Source organism: Alkalibaculum sporogenes, from assembly GCF_009362815.1.
Classification (GTDB): Bacteria; Bacillota; Clostridia; order Eubacteriales; family Alkalibacteraceae; genus Alkalibaculum_A; species Alkalibaculum_A sporogenes.
On record NZ_WHNX01000004.1, the window covers coordinates 164,098 to 180,999 of the forward strand.

Annotated in this window: 15 protein-coding genes and 4 tRNA genes; 18 read left to right on the plus strand and 1 reads right to left on the minus strand. The window is 32.5% G+C overall.

The window, feature by feature from the left end; all coding sequences use genetic code 11:
- Positions 1-106 precede the first annotated feature (106 nt).
- The 9 genes from ligA (at position 107) to GC105_RS03840 (ending at position 11,381) form a co-directional block, all read left to right on the plus strand.
- Entirely contained in the window at positions 107-2,089 is a 1,983-nt protein-coding gene (gene ligA, locus GC105_RS03800; RefSeq protein ID WP_152801878.1) for an NAD-dependent DNA ligase LigA, read from the plus strand.
- 180 nt (positions 2,090-2,269) lie between these two features.
- Positions 2,270-2,557 (plus strand): Asp-tRNA(Asn)/Glu-tRNA(Gln) amidotransferase subunit GatC, encoded by a 288-nt coding sequence (gene gatC, locus GC105_RS03805; protein ID WP_152801880.1) that lies wholly within the window; start codon positions 2,270-2,272, stop codon positions 2,555-2,557.
- A gap of 13 nt (positions 2,558-2,570) precedes the next feature.
- Positions 2,571-4,022, plus strand: a complete 1,452-nt coding sequence (gatA, locus tag GC105_RS03810; protein WP_152801882.1) for an Asp-tRNA(Asn)/Glu-tRNA(Gln) amidotransferase subunit GatA — start codon at positions 2,571-2,573, stop codon at positions 4,020-4,022.
- 12 nt (positions 4,023-4,034) lie between these two features.
- A complete protein-coding gene (gene gatB, locus GC105_RS03815; RefSeq protein ID WP_152801884.1) occupies positions 4,035-5,456 on the plus strand; it encodes an Asp-tRNA(Asn)/Glu-tRNA(Gln) amidotransferase subunit GatB in 1,422 nt (473 codons plus the stop codon).
- 283 nt (positions 5,457-5,739) lie between these two features.
- Positions 5,740-6,657: an ABC transporter permease gene (locus GC105_RS03820; protein WP_152801921.1), complete on the plus strand. Its 918-nt coding sequence runs from the start codon at positions 5,740-5,742 to the stop codon at positions 6,655-6,657.
- Between the two features lie 43 nt (positions 6,658-6,700).
- The gene (locus tag GC105_RS03825; protein WP_152801923.1) at positions 6,701-7,744 is read left to right on the plus strand and encodes an ABC transporter permease; all 1,044 of its coding nucleotides are present in this window, start codon (positions 6,701-6,703) and stop codon (positions 7,742-7,744) included.
- A gap of 4 nt (positions 7,745-7,748) precedes the next feature.
- Positions 7,749-8,732, plus strand: a complete 984-nt coding sequence (locus tag GC105_RS03830) for an ABC transporter ATP-binding protein (protein WP_343029941.1) — start codon at positions 7,749-7,751, stop codon at positions 8,730-8,732.
- A 12-nt stretch (positions 8,733-8,744) separates the two neighbouring features.
- On the plus strand, positions 8,745-9,713 hold the full coding sequence (locus tag GC105_RS03835; RefSeq protein WP_152801886.1) for an ABC transporter ATP-binding protein: 969 nt from the start codon (positions 8,745-8,747) through the stop codon (positions 9,711-9,713).
- 45 nt (positions 9,714-9,758) lie between these two features.
- Positions 9,759-11,381, plus strand: a complete 1,623-nt coding sequence (locus tag GC105_RS03840; RefSeq protein ID WP_193708273.1) for a peptide ABC transporter substrate-binding protein — start codon at positions 9,759-9,761, stop codon at positions 11,379-11,381.
- 56 nt (positions 11,382-11,437) lie between these two features.
- Here GC105_RS03840 and GC105_RS03845 read toward each other — a convergent pair whose 3' ends face one another.
- Complete coding sequence (locus tag GC105_RS03845; protein ID WP_193708274.1) at positions 11,438-11,650, minus strand: hypothetical protein; 213 nt, start codon at positions 11,648-11,650, stop codon at positions 11,438-11,440.
- 198 nt (positions 11,651-11,848) lie between these two features.
- On the opposite strand from GC105_RS03845, the gene GC105_RS03850 reads away from it, so the two are divergent.
- From GC105_RS03850 to GC105_RS03890, 9 genes are all read left to right on the plus strand, one after another.
- Positions 11,849-12,844, plus strand: a complete 996-nt coding sequence (locus GC105_RS03850) for an AIR synthase family protein (RefSeq protein WP_152801891.1) — start codon at positions 11,849-11,851, stop codon at positions 12,842-12,844.
- A 60-nt stretch (positions 12,845-12,904) separates the two neighbouring features.
- Positions 12,905-13,918, plus strand: a complete 1,014-nt coding sequence (locus GC105_RS03855; RefSeq protein ID WP_152801893.1) for a GerMN domain-containing protein — start codon at positions 12,905-12,907, stop codon at positions 13,916-13,918.
- Between the two features lie 19 nt (positions 13,919-13,937).
- Positions 13,938-14,657 carry a ribonuclease PH gene (gene rph / locus GC105_RS03860; protein ID WP_152801895.1) on the plus strand — a complete coding sequence of 240 codons (720 nt, stop codon included), beginning with the start codon at positions 13,938-13,940 and terminating at the stop codon, positions 14,655-14,657.
- Between the two features lie 128 nt (positions 14,658-14,785).
- A complete protein-coding gene (locus tag GC105_RS03865) occupies positions 14,786-15,370 on the plus strand; it encodes an XTP/dITP diphosphatase (RefSeq protein WP_152801897.1) in 585 nt (194 codons plus the stop codon).
- Positions 15,371-15,407: 37 nt separating this feature from the next.
- Positions 15,408-15,890, plus strand: a complete 483-nt coding sequence (locus GC105_RS03870) for a metallophosphoesterase family protein (RefSeq protein WP_152801899.1) — start codon at positions 15,408-15,410, stop codon at positions 15,888-15,890.
- A 257-nt stretch (positions 15,891-16,147) separates the two neighbouring features.
- Positions 16,148-16,221, plus strand: a tRNA-Gly gene (locus GC105_RS03875).
- A gap of 32 nt (positions 16,222-16,253) precedes the next feature.
- Positions 16,254-16,330: transfer RNA gene (locus GC105_RS03880), tRNA-Arg, on the plus strand.
- 12 nt (positions 16,331-16,342) lie between these two features.
- Positions 16,343-16,418, plus strand: a tRNA-His gene (locus GC105_RS03885).
- A 39-nt stretch (positions 16,419-16,457) separates the two neighbouring features.
- A tRNA-Gln gene (locus GC105_RS03890) sits at positions 16,458-16,533 on the plus strand.
- Positions 16,534-16,902: the final 369 nt, after the last annotated feature.

Genomic DNA, 16,902 nt, shown 5'->3' on the forward strand with positions numbered 1-16,902 from the left:
GTTTATTGAACCATATAGATGTATATAATAGGATTGAATGCTTAGGTATTATTACAATAATTTTAAATAACTATTACAAAGAACAAGAACTAAGACAGGAGCATATATGGATATACAGGAAACTATTAAAAAATTAAGAGAAGAAATAGAATTTCACAACAGACAATACCATCAGCTTGATAAACCACAAATAGCTGATGATGATTATGACAATCTTATGAAACAGTTAATATCTCTGGAGGAAGAACATCCGGAGTTTAAGACTGCTGATTCTCCCAGTCTGCGTGTAGGTGGGGATATATTAGATTCATTTGAAAAAGTGGTGTTTAGCAGTTCAAAACTTAGTTTAGCAAATGCATTTGATGCTGGCGACCTTAGAGCTTTTGATAATAGAATTTCAAAAACTATAAAGGATTATCAGTATGTAGTTGAGTATAAATTTGATGGTTTAACTGTTATCCTTAATTATGAAGATGGATTGTTTGTGCAAGGTGCTACTAGAGGTAATGGCGAGATTGGCGAGAATGTTACGTTTAATCTAAAGACTGTAGATACCATGCCTCTAAAATTAAAGACTTCTGACAATTTACAAGTCCGAGGTGAAGTGTATATAAATAGACAGGATTTTTTATTGTTAAATGAACAAAGATTAGCTGAAGATAAACCCTTATTTGCTAATCCTAGAAATGTAGCTGCTGGTTCTTTAAGGCAATTGGATTCTAAAGTTGCAGCTAGGCGTCCATTAGACATATACATTTTTAATTTAGAAGAAGCATTGAATATGGAATTTGAAACACACCATGAAAGTCTAGATTATTTAAGTTCCATTGGTTTTAAGGTAAGCCCATATATTATATGCGAAAATATAGAAGATATAATTAAGTACTGCGATGATATGAATAAAAAAAGATTTAAGTTGCCTTTTGACATTGATGGAATAGTTATTAAAGTTGATAATCTAAATCATAGACAAGTATTAGGTAGTACTGCGAAGAGTCCTAAATGGGCAATAGCGTATAAATTTCCACCAGAGATTAAAGAAACGAAACTATTAGATATTAGCGTTCAAGTTGGAAGAACAGGTAATTTAACTCCTGTAGCAGAATTAGTAGAAGTGCAGCTAGCAGGAACAAGAGTTAGTAGAGCTACTTTACACAACGAAGATTTTATTAAAGAGAGAGATATAAGAATTGGAGATTTTGTTTCCCTTAGAAAAGCAGGAGAGATTATACCGGAAGTTGTACAAGTTAATTTTAACAAGAGAACAGGAAACGAACTAGAATTTCATATGCCACAAAATTGCCCTGAATGCGGGCAACCAACATTCAGGATGGAAGGTGAATCAGCTAGGAAGTGTATTAATGTAATATGCCCAGCTCAAGTAAAGAGACGAATTACTCACTTTGTTTCAAAAAACGCTATGAATATAGAAGGCTTAGGGTCTTCTTTAGTTAGTAAACTTTGGCAGGAAGGGTTTATAAAAGATCCAGGAGATTTATTTCTACTACATTTGCGAAAAGATGAAATTTTCAAATTAGAAAAGCTAGGAGAAAAATCAGTAGAAAATCTTCTTAAATCAATTGAAATTGCTAAAGATAGAGATTTAAATCGATTCATATATGCTTTAGGGATTCCTTATATAGGTGAAAAGACTGCGAAATTATTAGCCGAAAAATTTGAAGATATTGATAGTTTAATTAATGCAACTACTGACGAGTTAATAAAAGTACAAGAAATTGGCGAAAAGATGGCAGATGAAATCGTAGAGTTTTTTAGTATATCTTCAAATATAGATTTAATAAACAGATTAAAAGAGTTAGGATTAAATATGCAACACATACAAAAAGAAAAAAAACAGAATTTATTTAATGGTTCAAAATTTGTCGTTACAGGTACTCTACCTACATTAAAAAGAGATGAAGCAAAATCATTAATAGAAGATAATGGCGGAAAAATTGGATCATCGGTTAGTAAAAACACAGATTACTTACTAGCAGGTGAAAACCCAGGATCAAAATATGACAAAGCAGTCGAACTAGGAATAAATATTATAGATGAAAATCAATTTTTGCTAATGCTTGCCAAATAACCTAGAGATATTTATAATATAACAATATCACTCCATAGAAATAAGTTAATGTGAGACTCAAGTCAGAGATCAGATTTTAGCCCTGTTTTACTTCATCAGAAATCATAATGGCGAAGGATCCTAGACTAGCGATAACGCTAAATAGTGAATTAAAAAGATTATAATTTAAAGGAGGAACTTATGAAACTTTCGATAGAAGACGTTGTATATGTAGCTGATCTAGCACGTCTTGAATTTAATGATGATGAGTTAAAAATATATTGTGAACAACTCACCAATATACTTGACTATGCAGAAAAACTAAATGAATTAGATACTACCAATACTCAACCCACAGCACATGTTTTGCCTATTAACAATGTATTAAGAGAAGACATAGTGTTACCATCTCTAGATAGAGAAAAAGCACTTCAAAATGCACCATCACAAGAGAATGGATGTTTTAAAGTACCAAAAGTTATAGACTAGGAGGCATAAGATATTGGAATTATTTAATCTAACTATTCACGAAACAATCGAATTGATTAATAAGAAAGAAGTTTCATATAAAGATGTAGTCGAAAATTACTTAAATAGAATTGATAAGGTTGAAGATAAGGTCGGCTCAATTTTAAAGATAATGGGTGAACAATCACTAAAAAGTGCTTGTGCATTAGATGAAAAAGGCGTTAAAGCTGAAGGTTTAATGGGAATACCATATGGTCTAAAAGATAATATTAGCACTGATGGGGTAGAGACTACTTGTGCATCTAAAATGTTAGCTAATTATATACCACCTTACAATGCAACGGTAGTAGAGAAACTACAAAAATCAGGCTCAATTATAATTGCTAAAACTAATATGGATGAATTTGCAATGGGTTCATCTACAGAAAACTCTAGATTTAAAAAAACACATAATCCATGGAATTTAGACAAAGTTCCAGGAGGATCTTCAGGAGGGTCGGCTGCAAGTGTAGCAGCTGGAGAGGTTGCATTTTCACTAGGTTCGGATACTGGTGGTTCTATTAGACAACCGGCTAGTTTTTGTGGTGTTGTTGGATTAAAACCTACTTATGGAATGGTATCAAGATATGGTCTTATAGCATTCGCATCTTCCTTAGATCAGATAGGCCCTTTGACAAAAGACGTGAAAGATTGTGCTATAGTATTAAATGCTATTTCAGGACATGATGAAAAAGATTCTACATCAGTAAAAACACAAACTAAAGATTATACTAGTAATTTATCTAAAGAAATTAAGGGTATTAAAATAGGTGTGCCTAAAGAATACTTCCAAGAGGGATTAAATGAAGAAGTAAAGAAATCCGTTGAAGATGCAATAGATTACTACAAAGAAATGGGAGCTGAGATTATACCAACTAGCTTGCCATACACTGAATATGCTCTATCTGCATATTACATTATATCCTCAGCAGAAGCCAGTTCTAATCTGGCTAGATACGATGGTATAAGATATGGTTATCAAGCAGAAAACTTTGATAATTTAATAGACTTGTATAGAAAGACACGTAGTGAAGGTTTTGGAGAAGAAGTAAAAAGACGTATTATGTTAGGAACATATGCTCTAAGCTCTGGATATTATGATGCTTACTATAAAAAAGCACTACAGGTAAGAACGTTGATAAAAGAAGATTTCGATAAAGTATTTAAAACTTGTGATATTATTCTATCGCCAACTTGTCCGACTACTGCATTTGGACTCGGAGAAAAAAGCAATGATCCCCTAGCTATGTACTTATCAGATATTTATACAGTACCAGTAAATATCTCAGGTATACCGGCTATATCAATTCCTTGTGGTTTTGACAAAAACAATCTACCAATTGGTCTACAATTAATAGGTAGGCCATTTGAAGAAGAAGTATTATTAAAAGTTGGCTATTCATTTGAACAAGGTACGGATTATCACAAAAAAAGAGCCAGCATATAGAGGAGGTTGAAGATGGAATACGAAATAGTAATAGGATTAGAAATACACTGTGAACTAGATACAAAAAGTAAAATATTTTGTGGCTGTTCTACTAAATTTGGATCAGCAGTAAATACACAAACTTGTCCTGTATGTCTTGGCTTACCAGGTGTATTGCCTGTATTAAATAAAAAAGTTGTACAATACGCTACAATTGCTGGATTAGCAATGAATTGTGAAATAGCAGAGTTTAGTAAGATGGATAGAAAAAATTATTTTTACCCTGATTCTCCTAAAGCGTATCAGGTTTCACAATTTGATCTTCCCATATGTAAAGAAGGGAAAGTTTCGATTCAAGGAGAAGGTTTTAATAAAGATATAGGAATTACTAGAATACACATCGAAGAAGATGCAGGTAAGCTAATTCACGATGCTGGTCATGGTACATTAGCAGATAATAATCGTTGTGGTGTACCTCTAATCGAAATTGTGACAGAACCTGATATGAGAAGCGCCGAAGAAGCTAGAGTATTTGCTGAAAAAGTTAAGACAACTTTAGAATATACTCAAGTTTCAGATTGTAAAATGCAAGAAGGTTCTTTAAGATTTGATGTCAACCTATCTATTAGGCCTAAAGGAAGCAGTGAATATGGAACTAGAACCGAAATGAAAAACTTAAATTCATTTAGGTCTCTAGAAAGATCTATACATTCAGAAACGAAAAGACAAATAAAAGAAATAGAAAAAGGAAATAGGATTATTCAAGAAACTAGAAAGTGGGATGACGATAAGGGAATTAGCTTTTCATTACGTAGCAAAGAAGAAGCTCATGACTATAGATATTTCCCCGAACCAGATTTAGTTCCAATTGTTTTAGAAGATAAATATATACAACAACTTAAAGATTCTATTCCTGAATTACCTTGGGTAAGAGTACAGAGATATATGGAACAATGGAATTTGACGCAAACTGATGCTCAAACATTAACTGCTACTAAGCAAATGTCTGATTTCTTTGAAAAAACAGTAGAATATTGTGACGATCCTAAAACTTCCTCAAACTGGATTATAGGTGAGTTATCTGCGTTGTTAAATGAATCCGATGCTGATATAAATGATGTAAAATTTTCTCCACAAGATTTAGGTAAGATGATTAAACTGATTAATGAGAAAACAATTAGTGGCTCTGTTGGGAAGACAGTTATAAAGGCAATGTTTGAAACTGGAGATAAACCAGATCAAATTATAAAGGAAAAAGGTCTATCACAAATGAACGATGAAGGGGCCATAAAGGATATAGTGTTAAAAGTTATGGCAGACAATCCTCAATCTGTAGAAGATCTTAAAAATGGTAAAGAAAAAGCAATAGGATTTTTAGTGGGTCAAGTAATGAAAGCTTCAAAAGGGAAAGCAAATCCCCAATCAGTAAATCAGATAATTAAAGAAAATCTATGACCAACAAGAAAAAAATCTAGACAACTAAATCAAAAAAATAAGCCAAAGGACTGTTTTTAGACATTTGGCGATTGTCCATGTAGACCACAGAGAAATAGGCGTAGCGTGTTTCTCTGTGGTTTTGCAATTAACAACAAAATATAGTCAAATTTATAAGGTATTGCATCGAAACTTTATAGATGGTATATTATCTTGTAAGGGCATAGAGCATGAATACACAATATTTTAATATTAATATGAGAGTAAATAACTTAAGAGAAATATTTAATAGGAAGTGAGATCTCTGATTAAACATATAGTTAAAAGATTTGCATATTCATTGTTCACTATTTTTTTAATCGCTACAATTACCTTTTTTCTTATGAACTTAGTCCCAGGGGGACCTTTTTTAAGTGAGAAAAATCTTTCTCCTCAAATTACAGAAGTTATGAATGATAAGTATGGATTAAATGAACCTGTGATAATTCAGTACAAAAATTATATGATTAAGTTAGCCCAAGGAGATTTAGGAGTATCAATTATTAATAAAGGTAGAGATATAAATGATATCATTTATGAAAAGTTTCTTATCTCAGCAAAAGTGGGTTTCATTACTATAGTATTGGCCATTACAATAGGTATCGCTATGGGTGTAGTAGCTGCAATTAGTAAAGGGAAATTAGTCGATCGTTTATTAACTATATTTTCTACATTAGGAATGGCTGTTCCTAACTTTGTTATAGCTACAGCTTTACTCATAATATTTGGTGTAAAACTAAGAATCTTACCTACTTATGGACTCAGTAGCTCAGCACATTTTATTTTGCCAGTTCTTACTCTTGCTTTTTATCCTATGGCTTATATAGCGAGATTGCTGCGAACTACTATGTTAGATGTATTAGATCAAGATTACATAAGGACTGCAAGATCAAAAGGGTTATCAGAATTTCAGGTTTTAGTTAAACATGGACTTAGAAATGCAATAACTCCAATTATAACGTATTTAGGGCCTATGATTGCCTATATTCTAACAGGAAGTTTCGTAGTGGAGAAGATATTTTCAATACCTGGGCTAGGTGGAGAATTTATAGGATCTATTAATGGTCGTGATTATCCTATGATTATGGGTACTACCATTTTTCTCGCAACAATAATGGTATCAATGAATTTTATTGTTGATATTTTATATAAAGTAATTGATCCTAGGATAGAACTCAATTAGAGAGGTAGGTGATTTGGAGTTGCAACAAGATCAAGAAAAATTGATGCATAAAAATCCCTTTAGTTTTCAATTGAATTCAGATGATTTTCTTCCTGCTAAGAGCAATGAAGATTTGGTTAGGGAATATAAAAAGACCTCTTACTGGAATGAAATTTTTCATAGTTTCCTAAAAAAGAAAGTTGCTTTAATTGCTTTCGTAGTTATTGTTTTTGTTTTCTTTTTAGCTTTTACTATACCCTTATTTTACGAGTACAGTTATGATCAACAGATTAGAGGTAGTGAGAATCTAAGACCCTTCGAATATTCAGAACAAGAACTAAATTTAAAATCTCAAGGCGAAACAGTTGTGCCTCATCTCTTAGGAACAGATACTTTGGGAAGAGATGTATTTATACGTGTATTAATGGGTACTAGAATTTCTCTAATTGTTGGTATTGTTGCAAGCATAATCGTATTAGTCATAGGGGCTATATATGGTTCGATAGCAGGTTTTTTTGGAGGAAAGTTAGATCTAATAATGATGCGCATAGTTGATGTCATTTATACTGTTCCAGATATACTTATTATTATCTTACTATCTGTTAGTCTAAGAGAACCATTAAATGTACTCTATGAAAAAAATCTTTTTTTTAGTCAATTAGAAGTACTTGGCCCAGGGTTGACAAGTATTTTTATTACCTTTAGTTTACTATACTGGGTAGGCATGGCTAGGATTATAAGAGCGCAAGTAGTAATGCTTAAAGAACAAGAATATATTATCGCTGCTAAAGCACTAGGAGCAAGCAATACTAGGATTATTACTAAGCATTTGCTTCCAAACTTAATAGGAACAATTATTGTTACAACTACACTCCAAATACCAACAGCTATTTTCACAGAATCTTTTTTAAGTTTTATAGGTTTAGGAGTTGCTGCACCAATGCCCAGCCTAGGATCATTAGCAGCTGATGCCATGGGAGGAATTAATTCTTATACGTATCGTTTAATAGCTCCAACAGTTGCCATTAGCGTCATAATACTTTCATTTAATTTATTTGGAGATGGACTTCAAGAGGTGTTCGATCCTAAATTAAAAGAGAAGAGGTAAATAGGTGAACTCATGTATACTAGATATTAGGGATTTAGAAATTTCATTTTTTACACAAGCAGGAGAAATAAAAGCGGTAAATAATATTTCGCTACAGTTAAAAGATGGGGAAGTACTAGGTATAGTTGGAGAATCTGGTAGTGGTAAAAGTGTGGCATCTTATTCTATTATGGGTTTAATAGCAGAGCCAGGAAAGATTGTTAATGGAAACATAAGATTTAATAACCACACCATAGAAACAATGGGTAAAAAAGAGTTACAAAAAATTAGAGGTAAAGAAGTGAGTATAGTATTCCAAGATCCTAATACCTCATTAAATCCTCTATTGTCTATTGGTAGTCAGCTAATAGAAGTAATTATAAGACATACTAACAAGACAAAAAAGGAAGCAAAAGAAAGAGCTGTTGAATTGCTTGGACTCGTTGGCATGAATGAAGTAGATAAGAGATTAAAACAATACCCATACGAATTTTCTGGAGGAATGCTTCAAAGAGTGATGATAGCTATTGCCTTAGCTTGTGAGCCCAAATTACTAATTGCAGATGAGGCTACTACAGCTTTAGATGCAACTATTCAAGCGCAGATTTTAGAACTATTATTACAAATCAAGAAAAAAAACAGTATGTCTATTATTATGATTACCCATGACTTTAGTGTGATTGCGAATATATGTGAAAAAGTTGCTGTTATGTATGCAGGAAGAATTATAGAATATGGAAAAACAGAAGATATTCTTTATAATCCGAAGCATCAATATACTATGGGTCTTTTAAAAGCTACTCCTAATATTAATTCGCATATTCATGAAAAACTTGTTCCAATAAAGGGAAGTCCTGTTGATTTATTAAATCCTCCACTAGGCTGTCCTTTTGCTCCCCGGTGTGAAAAGTGTATGAAAATATGTTTGCGTTCTATGCCAAAGAATAAAGTTATATCTGATGACCATTACACTGCGTGTTGGCTTTTAGAAAAAAAGTTATGGAGCTAAGGGTGGTTCATTATGGATAATAAATTAATTGAAATTAAAAATCTAAAGAAATATTTTCCTGTGAGAGAAGGAATATTTGCTACTAATTATATTAAGGCTGTTGATGATGTTTCCTTATATATAAATAAAGGAGAGACTTTTGGTTTAGTTGGAGAGAGTGGATGTGGAAAAACAACTTTGGGTAGGACATTGCTCAAATTATGCCAACCAACAGACGGTCAGATTTTTTATAAAGGCGAAGATATAACTTTCCAACCCATGGGACAATATAGAAAGAAAATGCAAATAGTATTTCAAAATCCATATGCTTCTTTAAATCCTAGAATGACTGTATATGATATTATAGGAGAGCCAATAGATATACATAGATTAGCTACTAGTAAAAGACAAAGAAAAGAAATGATAATTTCACTATTAAGCCAGGTTGGACTAAACTATGAAAGCGCTATGGCTTATCCTCATGAGTTCTCTGGTGGACAAAGACAAAGAATCGTTATAGCTAGAGCACTTGCAGTAGAACCAGATTTTATCGTTTGTGATGAACCAGTATCATCATTAGATGTATCTATACAGGCACAAATTATAAATATGTTTGAACGTATACAAGAAGAGAGGGGTATTACATATTTATTTATTTCTCACGACTTATCTATAGTAAGTCATATTAGTGACCGTGTAGGAGTAATGTATCTAGGAAAGATAGTAGAGCTAACAGATAGCAAATCCCTTTACTCAAGTCCTATTCATCCATATACACAATCGTTATTGTCAGCTATTATTAAAGTGGATTCCAAAGATAATAAAGGTAATAAGAGATTACTACTGAAAGGTGATATTCCTAGCCCTTTAAATCCTCCATCTGGTTGTAGATTCAGAACTAGGTGTGTTTATGAAAAAGATATATGCATTGATCAAGTACCTGAGCTTCAAGAGTGTAGGAAAGAGCACTTTGTAGCTTGTCATAGAGTTGGTGAGTTTTAAGCGTTTATGAAAATACTGAAATTAACTAAAATGGAGGCGATATTTTTGAGGAAAAGAAAATCGATATTATTTTTACTATTAGTCATAGTGATATGCATATTTACGGCTTGTTCAACCAATGAAAATAGTGAAAAAACTATATCTGTATATGTTGGTTCAGAACCTGAAAGTATTGATCCTGCTTATAATCAAACAGTAGATGGTGCCACTTTATTAATTCATGCATTTGAAGGACTGATGACATTAGATAAAGATGGTAAACCAATGTTGGGACAAGCGGAAAAATACAGTATAAGCGATGATGGTTTAACGTATACATTTACTCTTCGCGATGATATCAAATGGTCTGATGGAGACCCGGTTAAGGCAGATGATTTTATTTATGCTTGGAAAAGAGCAATTGAATATAAAAATGCAACTGTTTATGGCTATCTGTTTGATGTAATTGTTGGAGCAGGAGATATATATGGAGGAGTCGAAGGTGTTACAATGGATGATTTTGGTGCCAGAGCCATTGATGATAAAACCATTGAAATAACATTAATAGCTCCTACACCGTATTTTTTAGAGCTATGTGCATATCCAACATATTTCCCTGTTAGAGAAGATATTGTGGAGGATAACGATTCATGGACTATCAATCCAGATACATATATTACAAATGGTCCATATAAATTAGAAAGTTGGACACATAATTCTGAGATGATTTACGTTAAAAATGAAAATTACTACAAATACAAAGATTTAGGACCAGATCAAATTAAATTTGTTCTTATGACAGATGCAAATGCGGTATTAGCAGCCTTCCAAAATGGTGATATATTATTTTCAGATGATATGCCAAATGAAGAAATTGACGCATGGAGAGAAAAACCTGAGTTTAACATTGAGGGAGAGTTAGGTACATATTACATATCTTTTAATACAGAGAAAGAACCTTTCGATAATTTTAAGGTTAGACAAGCGTTATCATTAGCTATTGACAGAAATTTTATTGTCGAACAAATAGGAAGAGCAGGACAACAACCTGCACCGGCCTTTATACCAACTGGGTTGACAGATGCAGATGTCACTAAAGAATTTAGAGATGTAGGTGGAGATTATTATTCTGTAGCAAAGGGCGATTATGAAAAAAATCTACGTGAAGCTAAAAAATTATTAGCCGAAGCAGGTTATCCAGAGGGGAAAGGATTCCCAAAGTTTGAATATATGTATAATCCTGAAGGTTCAACACATGCTTTGATTGGTCAAGCTTTACAAGATATGTGGAAAGAACTAGGAATAGAGTGTACATTAGTAGATCAAGAATGGAATACTTTTTTACAGATTAGACAAGATGGTAATTATCAAGTGGCTAGAAATGGATGGGGAGCAGATTATGACGATCCAATTACTTTTATCGATATGTTTTTAAGTAATAGTGGGCATAATAATTCACAATGGAAAAACGCAGAGTACGATAAGATTGTCAATAAAATCAAAAATTCATTTGATACAGAAGAGAGATTTGAGCTAATGCATGAAGCAGAAGATCTATTAATGCAAGAAGCACCTATTGCTCCAATTTTCTATTACGTAGATATTTTTTTGAAAAGCGAGAAGCTTGAAGGATTCTACTCATCACCTTTAGGATTTAAATATTTTATGTATTCTTCAGTATCAAAGTAAATTATAAAAGGGTGCTCGACTAAATGCACCCTTTTAGTATGATATTGTATAAATTTCTATGATTGATTAAAATTATCTTTATCTACATTAGACTGTACAAAAAGATCATTAATTATGCTAGCTTCATCTTTATGTATTTCTTTTGTCACATTTGACGTAAAATAAGCACAATCTCCTATAGCAGAACTTGTGAGTGATTGTACATTTTGAAGCGCACATTTTCCGTTTTTTTGATATATGCAATTTGATATGCAGTTAATTGTTGTCACAGTGAGCCCTCCATTAATTTTCTTTATGAAATATATTGTTTATAATATAATAGTATTTGAGTAAATCAAGATTTTATCCTGCATTAACAGGCACAAGACACAGTAGGAAATGAAGAAAACCCTTGCGGAATATAGTTTTCACTTTATGAATTCAGTAATTTGGTAAACATTGTTCGTAATATATAGGAGTGATTAATATTGGAAATTGGAAAATTATCGAATGATCAATTAAGTGAATTAATTTTTTCAAAAATAAACCATAGAGATAAGAGAGTATTAGTAGGTTCAGGGATTGGTGAAGACTGTAGTATTATTGACTTTGATAAAAATCTGTGTGTGATTAGTTCTGATCCTATAACTGCTACTAGCAACAATATAGGTAAGTTAGGAGTTTATGTATCTTGCAATGACATAGCTTCAAAAGGTGTGCGACCTTTTGCAATAATGGTAACAGTATTAGCACCACCAAGTATTGAAGTTGATGAAATCAAAACTGTGATGGATGATATTATAAAGGTTTGTAATGAATTGAAGATTGAACTGGTAGGTGGACATACTGAAGTTACAGACGCAGTTAATCGAATGGTATTATCTATTACGGCTATTGGAAGTGGTTCTAAAGAGAATCTTATAGATGAGCAAAAAATTGAAAATGGCGATTTGCTCTTAATGACTAAATACGCGGGGTGTGAAGGAACGAGCATACTTTATAGTGATTTTAGGTATAAATTTGAAGACACTTTAACCGAACAAGATAAAAAAGAATTAAATTTCCTAGGATCTAGTTTGAGTGTAATTGAAGAAGGTTTAATAGCTGCTGAAATAGGAGCAAAATATATGCATGATGCTACTGAAGGTGGAATACTAGGAGCGGCATGGGAAATGGCTGAAAAATCAAAAATTGGTGTTGAGATTAATATAGAAGATATCCCAATACTTTCAGTGACTCGCAAGATTACTGACCTATTAAGTTTAGATCCTTTAAAATTAATATCTAGTGGAGTTATGTTAATTGTAGTAGCAAAAAATAAAAAGAATCATATGATAAAAACACTTGAAAGTAATGGGATTAATACACAAGTGATAGGTACATTTAAGGAAGGTAACTCTAGAGTACTATACAAAAATGGAACAGTAGAGAAATTATTACCTCCAGAAACAGATGAAATATACAGAGCATATAAAATTAAATGATTATAAAAATTAGCATAACATCTCGATTTAAACAATATAGATATATTGTGGAGGTGTGCTATGAAGAAGGTTTTAGTATATTTAAGTGTTAGTATAATATTGCTTGGATTGTGTTCAAGCTGTACGAATACAAATGGTAATCAGGAAGAAAATAAGGTGGAAAGTATTGATTATGAAAATGCATATAATCAATATAGTGAAAGTTTTACAGAATTAAATGATATAGAAAAAATGGATATAGATGAAAATTTGACTAAAGCAGTTTTATATTATACAGATTCAGAAGGATATTTAGTTCCTGTTATGCGGCAAGTGCCAAAACAAGAAGGAATAGCTAAGTCTGTAATTAACGCATTAATAAATAATAGTGAAAATAGAATAGATCTAAGAGAAACAGGGTTGAAACCACATCTGCCAGAAGGGATGGAATTTGAACTTGCTTTAAAAGAAGAAAATTTAATGAGAATTAGTTTTGATGATAAAATACTTACTTTTAGTAATGAGGAAGAAGAAAAAACTGCTGTACAAGCTATAGTATATACCTTAACAGAATTTGAAACAGTGGATAAGGTTCAAATATTGGTAGATAATAAAATTGTAAATACTCTAGCAAAAGGAACAGAAGTAGGTGAGCCTTTGACGAGAGGCAATATAAATTCACTAAATAATTTGCCACAAGGTGAGTATGTGAAAATAACTCTATATTCCTATAATAATACTACTAATAATTATACGTATTATATACCAATTACTAAAAATATAGTAAAAGATCAAAAAGAAATTCAAAGTATAGTAGAAGAACAAATTAACTTAAATAAAGAAATGGGAAAACCAATACCTGAAGGTCTTGAGTTGGTTAGTATAATAGTTGAAGACTCGACTGCCTTTATGACTATTAAAAATCAAATAGAGACAAAAGATGAAAACTTCGAAAGATTTATGAAAGCTATATGTCTGGCACTGGGACAAAATGAAGAGATTAATTCAGTAAAATTAGTAATAGAAGATCAAGATGTAAATAACATGGAAATATTAACTTTTTCTGTACCTATATTTGCTAATGTTTACGAATAATAATTGGAGGACAAAAGAGATGCTAAGAAATGACGAGAGAACATACGATGAATTAAGAAAAGTGAAAATTACGAAAAATTACACAAAACATGCAGATGGATCTGTTTTAATAGAAGCTGGAAACACAAAGATAATATGTACAGCGATGATTGAAGAGAAGATTCCTGTTTTTCTTAAAGGACAGAAAAAAGGGTGGATTACATCAGAATATAGAATGTTGCCAAGTTCCACAGTTACAAGAAAGATAAGAGACTCTAGCAAAGGGAAAATAGATGGACGCAATATGGAAATACAAAGATTAATAGGTAGAACATTAAGATCGATTATAGATCTAAAAAAACTTGGAGAAAGGACATTATGGGTAGATTGTGATGTTATACAAGCAGATGGTGGAACAAGAACGGCTTCAATAACAGGAGCATTTATTGCTATAATGGATGCAGTAAAAAAACTAAAAGATAAAGGTTTAATCAGTGAAATACCAATTGATCACTTTGTAGCTGCAGTTAGCGTAGGTGTTGTAAATGGACAAGCTCTATTAGATCTGTGTTATGAAGAAGATAGCAATGCTGAAATAGATATGAATGTGGTAATGACTGAAAAAGGAGAATACATCGAAATACAAGGAACTGGTGAGGCGAGACCTATGAATAAGGAAGAATTTAATAAACTTTTAGCTTTATCAGAGAAGGGTATAATGGAATTAATAGAAGTTCAGAAACGGGTACTATCTGATTAAATGAGCAGGAAACGGTTCACTAAATCATTAAGATGACAATTGTAGAGTCTGAGATGTTTTTGTAATTAAATAGAATGTCCAATTATCTATAACATCTAAGAATAACTACATGAAAGGGAAGGTAATTTATGAAGATAATTATAGCGACAGGAAATAACCATAAAAAAAGCGAGATTAAAGGTGTATTAGGCGAAAACTTCTCCCTTTTTACAATGAAAGAAGTGGGGATTAATATAGAGATAATAGAAGATGGTATAACCTTTGAAGATAATGCACTTATAAAGGCTAGAGCTCTTAGGAATCATACTAAAGAAATTATCATAGCTGATGATTCAGGTCTAAGTGTAGAGGCTCTTAGTGGACAACCAGGTGTCTACTCTGCTAGATACGCTGGAGAAACAGCAACAGATGAAGAAAATAATGCTAAGTTATTAGATGAGCTTAGTAAGGTGCCTGACAAAAAAAGAAATGCAACATTCGTATGTGTTATTGCAATGATTATGCCAAATGGACAAGAATATGTCTTTAGAGGAGAATGTAAAGGGTTTATTGGTTTTCAATATCAAGGTAACGGAGGATTTGGATATGATCCTCTATTTATAGTTGATGGTACAGAGCAAACTTTCGCACAAATGTCCACGTTGGATAAAAATACAATTAGTCATAGAGCAAAAGCTCTTGCAAAATTAAAAGAAGCTCTAAAAAATATGTAATGTTAGAAGGATAACTATATAAAGGATAGGTAAAAAAATGAAGATACTAGTATTCAGTGATAGTCATGGTAATTTAAACAGTGCAACTAAGGTAATAGAAGAAGTGAAAAATGTGGATATGATTTTTCATTTAGGAGATAATGTTAGAGATGCGTTGAAAATTGAAAAGATAGTACCTTATCCAGTTAAGTATGTAAAAGGAAATACAGATATTGGCGATGCGCCTACAGAACTAATAGAAGAAATAAATGGAAGTAGGCTATTAATGACTCATGGACATAAATACGGCATTAAGGCCAATTTACATAAACTATATAATTTAGCGGTAGAAAAAGGAGTAAAAGTAGTTTTATATGGGCATAGTCATGTTCCCAGTAGAGAAATAATAGGGGGAATTCTTTTTTTGAATCCAGGAAGTATAGGAGATAGACGACAACAGCCTAATGAAACATATGGATTAATAGACATTGATATAGAAGGAAATGTTCAAGCTGAAATAATGAATATATACAGAGAGTAAGTTATATGTATAAAATAAAAAACATATTAAAAGATGTTGACTTTAATCTGAGATTCGGGTATACTAATGCTTGTCCTTAAGAAAAAGGAAAGAAAAAAATACAAAGTTCTTGCATTAAGAGATCAAGTATGATAAAATATTTTTAGTTTTGCGAGTATAATCAGCGGTTAATCTACGATTCTTCGTGAGTTACTTTGTTAGGCGAAACATCGACAAATAAATAGACGTACCATACATATTAAAGATATGTATATCATGCGGGTGTAGCTCAGTGGTAGAGCCCTGCCCTTCCAAGGCAGTCGCGAGGGTCCGATTCCCTTCACCCGCTCCATTTTATTCAAACATACATGCAGTCTAAAATCTGCGCCTGTAGCTCAGTAGGATAGAGCAACGGCCTTCTAAGCCGTGTGCCAAAGGTTCGAATCCTTTCAGGCGCACCATTAAATATTATGGTGAGTGTAGTTCAGTGGTTAGAGCGCCAGATTGTGATTCTGGATGTCGTGGGTTCGAATCCCATCATTCACCCCATATAGAATAAAATGATTTAAAATATATAAAATGATTTCTTGGGGTATAGCCAAGTTGGTAAGGCACCAGATTTTGATTCTGGCATCCGTAGGTTCGAGTCCTGCTACCCCAGCCATTTAAAACAAGGTTCATAAAACCAATACTTATCATTGGAAACAAAGCCATAAACAATTAGGATCCATTAGCTCAGTTGGCATAAGTAGAGAACCAAAATCTAAGATTTTGTGTGAATCACTTAGTTAGGCAAAATATATACAAAACCAATACTTATCATTGGAAACAAAGCCATAAACAATTAGGATCCATTAGCTCAGTTGGCATAAGTAGAGAACCAAAATCTAAGATTTTGTGTGAATCACTTAGTTAGGCAAAATATATACAAAACCAATACTTATCATTGGAAACAAAGCCATAAACAATTAGGATCCATTAGCTCAGTTGGCAGAGCACCTGACTTTTAATCAGGGTGTCCCGCGTTCGAGTC

Excerpts from the sequence above, each read along its gene's own strand:
- ligA (WP_152801878.1), top strand. The coding sequence starts at position 107 with ATGGATATACAGGAAACTATTAAAAAATTAAGAGAAGAAATAGAATTT.
- gatC (WP_152801880.1), top strand. The coding sequence starts at position 2,270 with ATGAAACTTTCGATAGAAGACGTTGTATATGTAGCTGATCTAGCACGT.
- gatB (WP_152801884.1), top strand. The coding sequence starts at position 4,035 with ATGGAATACGAAATAGTAATAGGATTAGAAATACACTGTGAACTAGAT.
- GC105_RS03825 (WP_152801923.1), top strand. The coding sequence starts at position 6,701 with ATGCATAAAAATCCCTTTAGTTTTCAATTGAATTCAGATGATTTTCTT.
- GC105_RS03835 (WP_152801886.1), top strand. The coding sequence starts at position 8,745 with ATGGATAATAAATTAATTGAAATTAAAAATCTAAAGAAATATTTTCCT.
- GC105_RS03855 (WP_152801893.1), top strand. The coding sequence starts at position 12,905 with ATGAAGAAGGTTTTAGTATATTTAAGTGTTAGTATAATATTGCTTGGA.
- rph (WP_152801895.1), top strand. The coding sequence starts at position 13,938 with ATGCTAAGAAATGACGAGAGAACATACGATGAATTAAGAAAAGTGAAA.
- GC105_RS03865 (WP_152801897.1), top strand. The coding sequence starts at position 14,786 with ATGAAGATAATTATAGCGACAGGAAATAACCATAAAAAAAGCGAGATT.
- GC105_RS03870 (WP_152801899.1), top strand. The coding sequence starts at position 15,408 with ATGAAGATACTAGTATTCAGTGATAGTCATGGTAATTTAAACAGTGCA.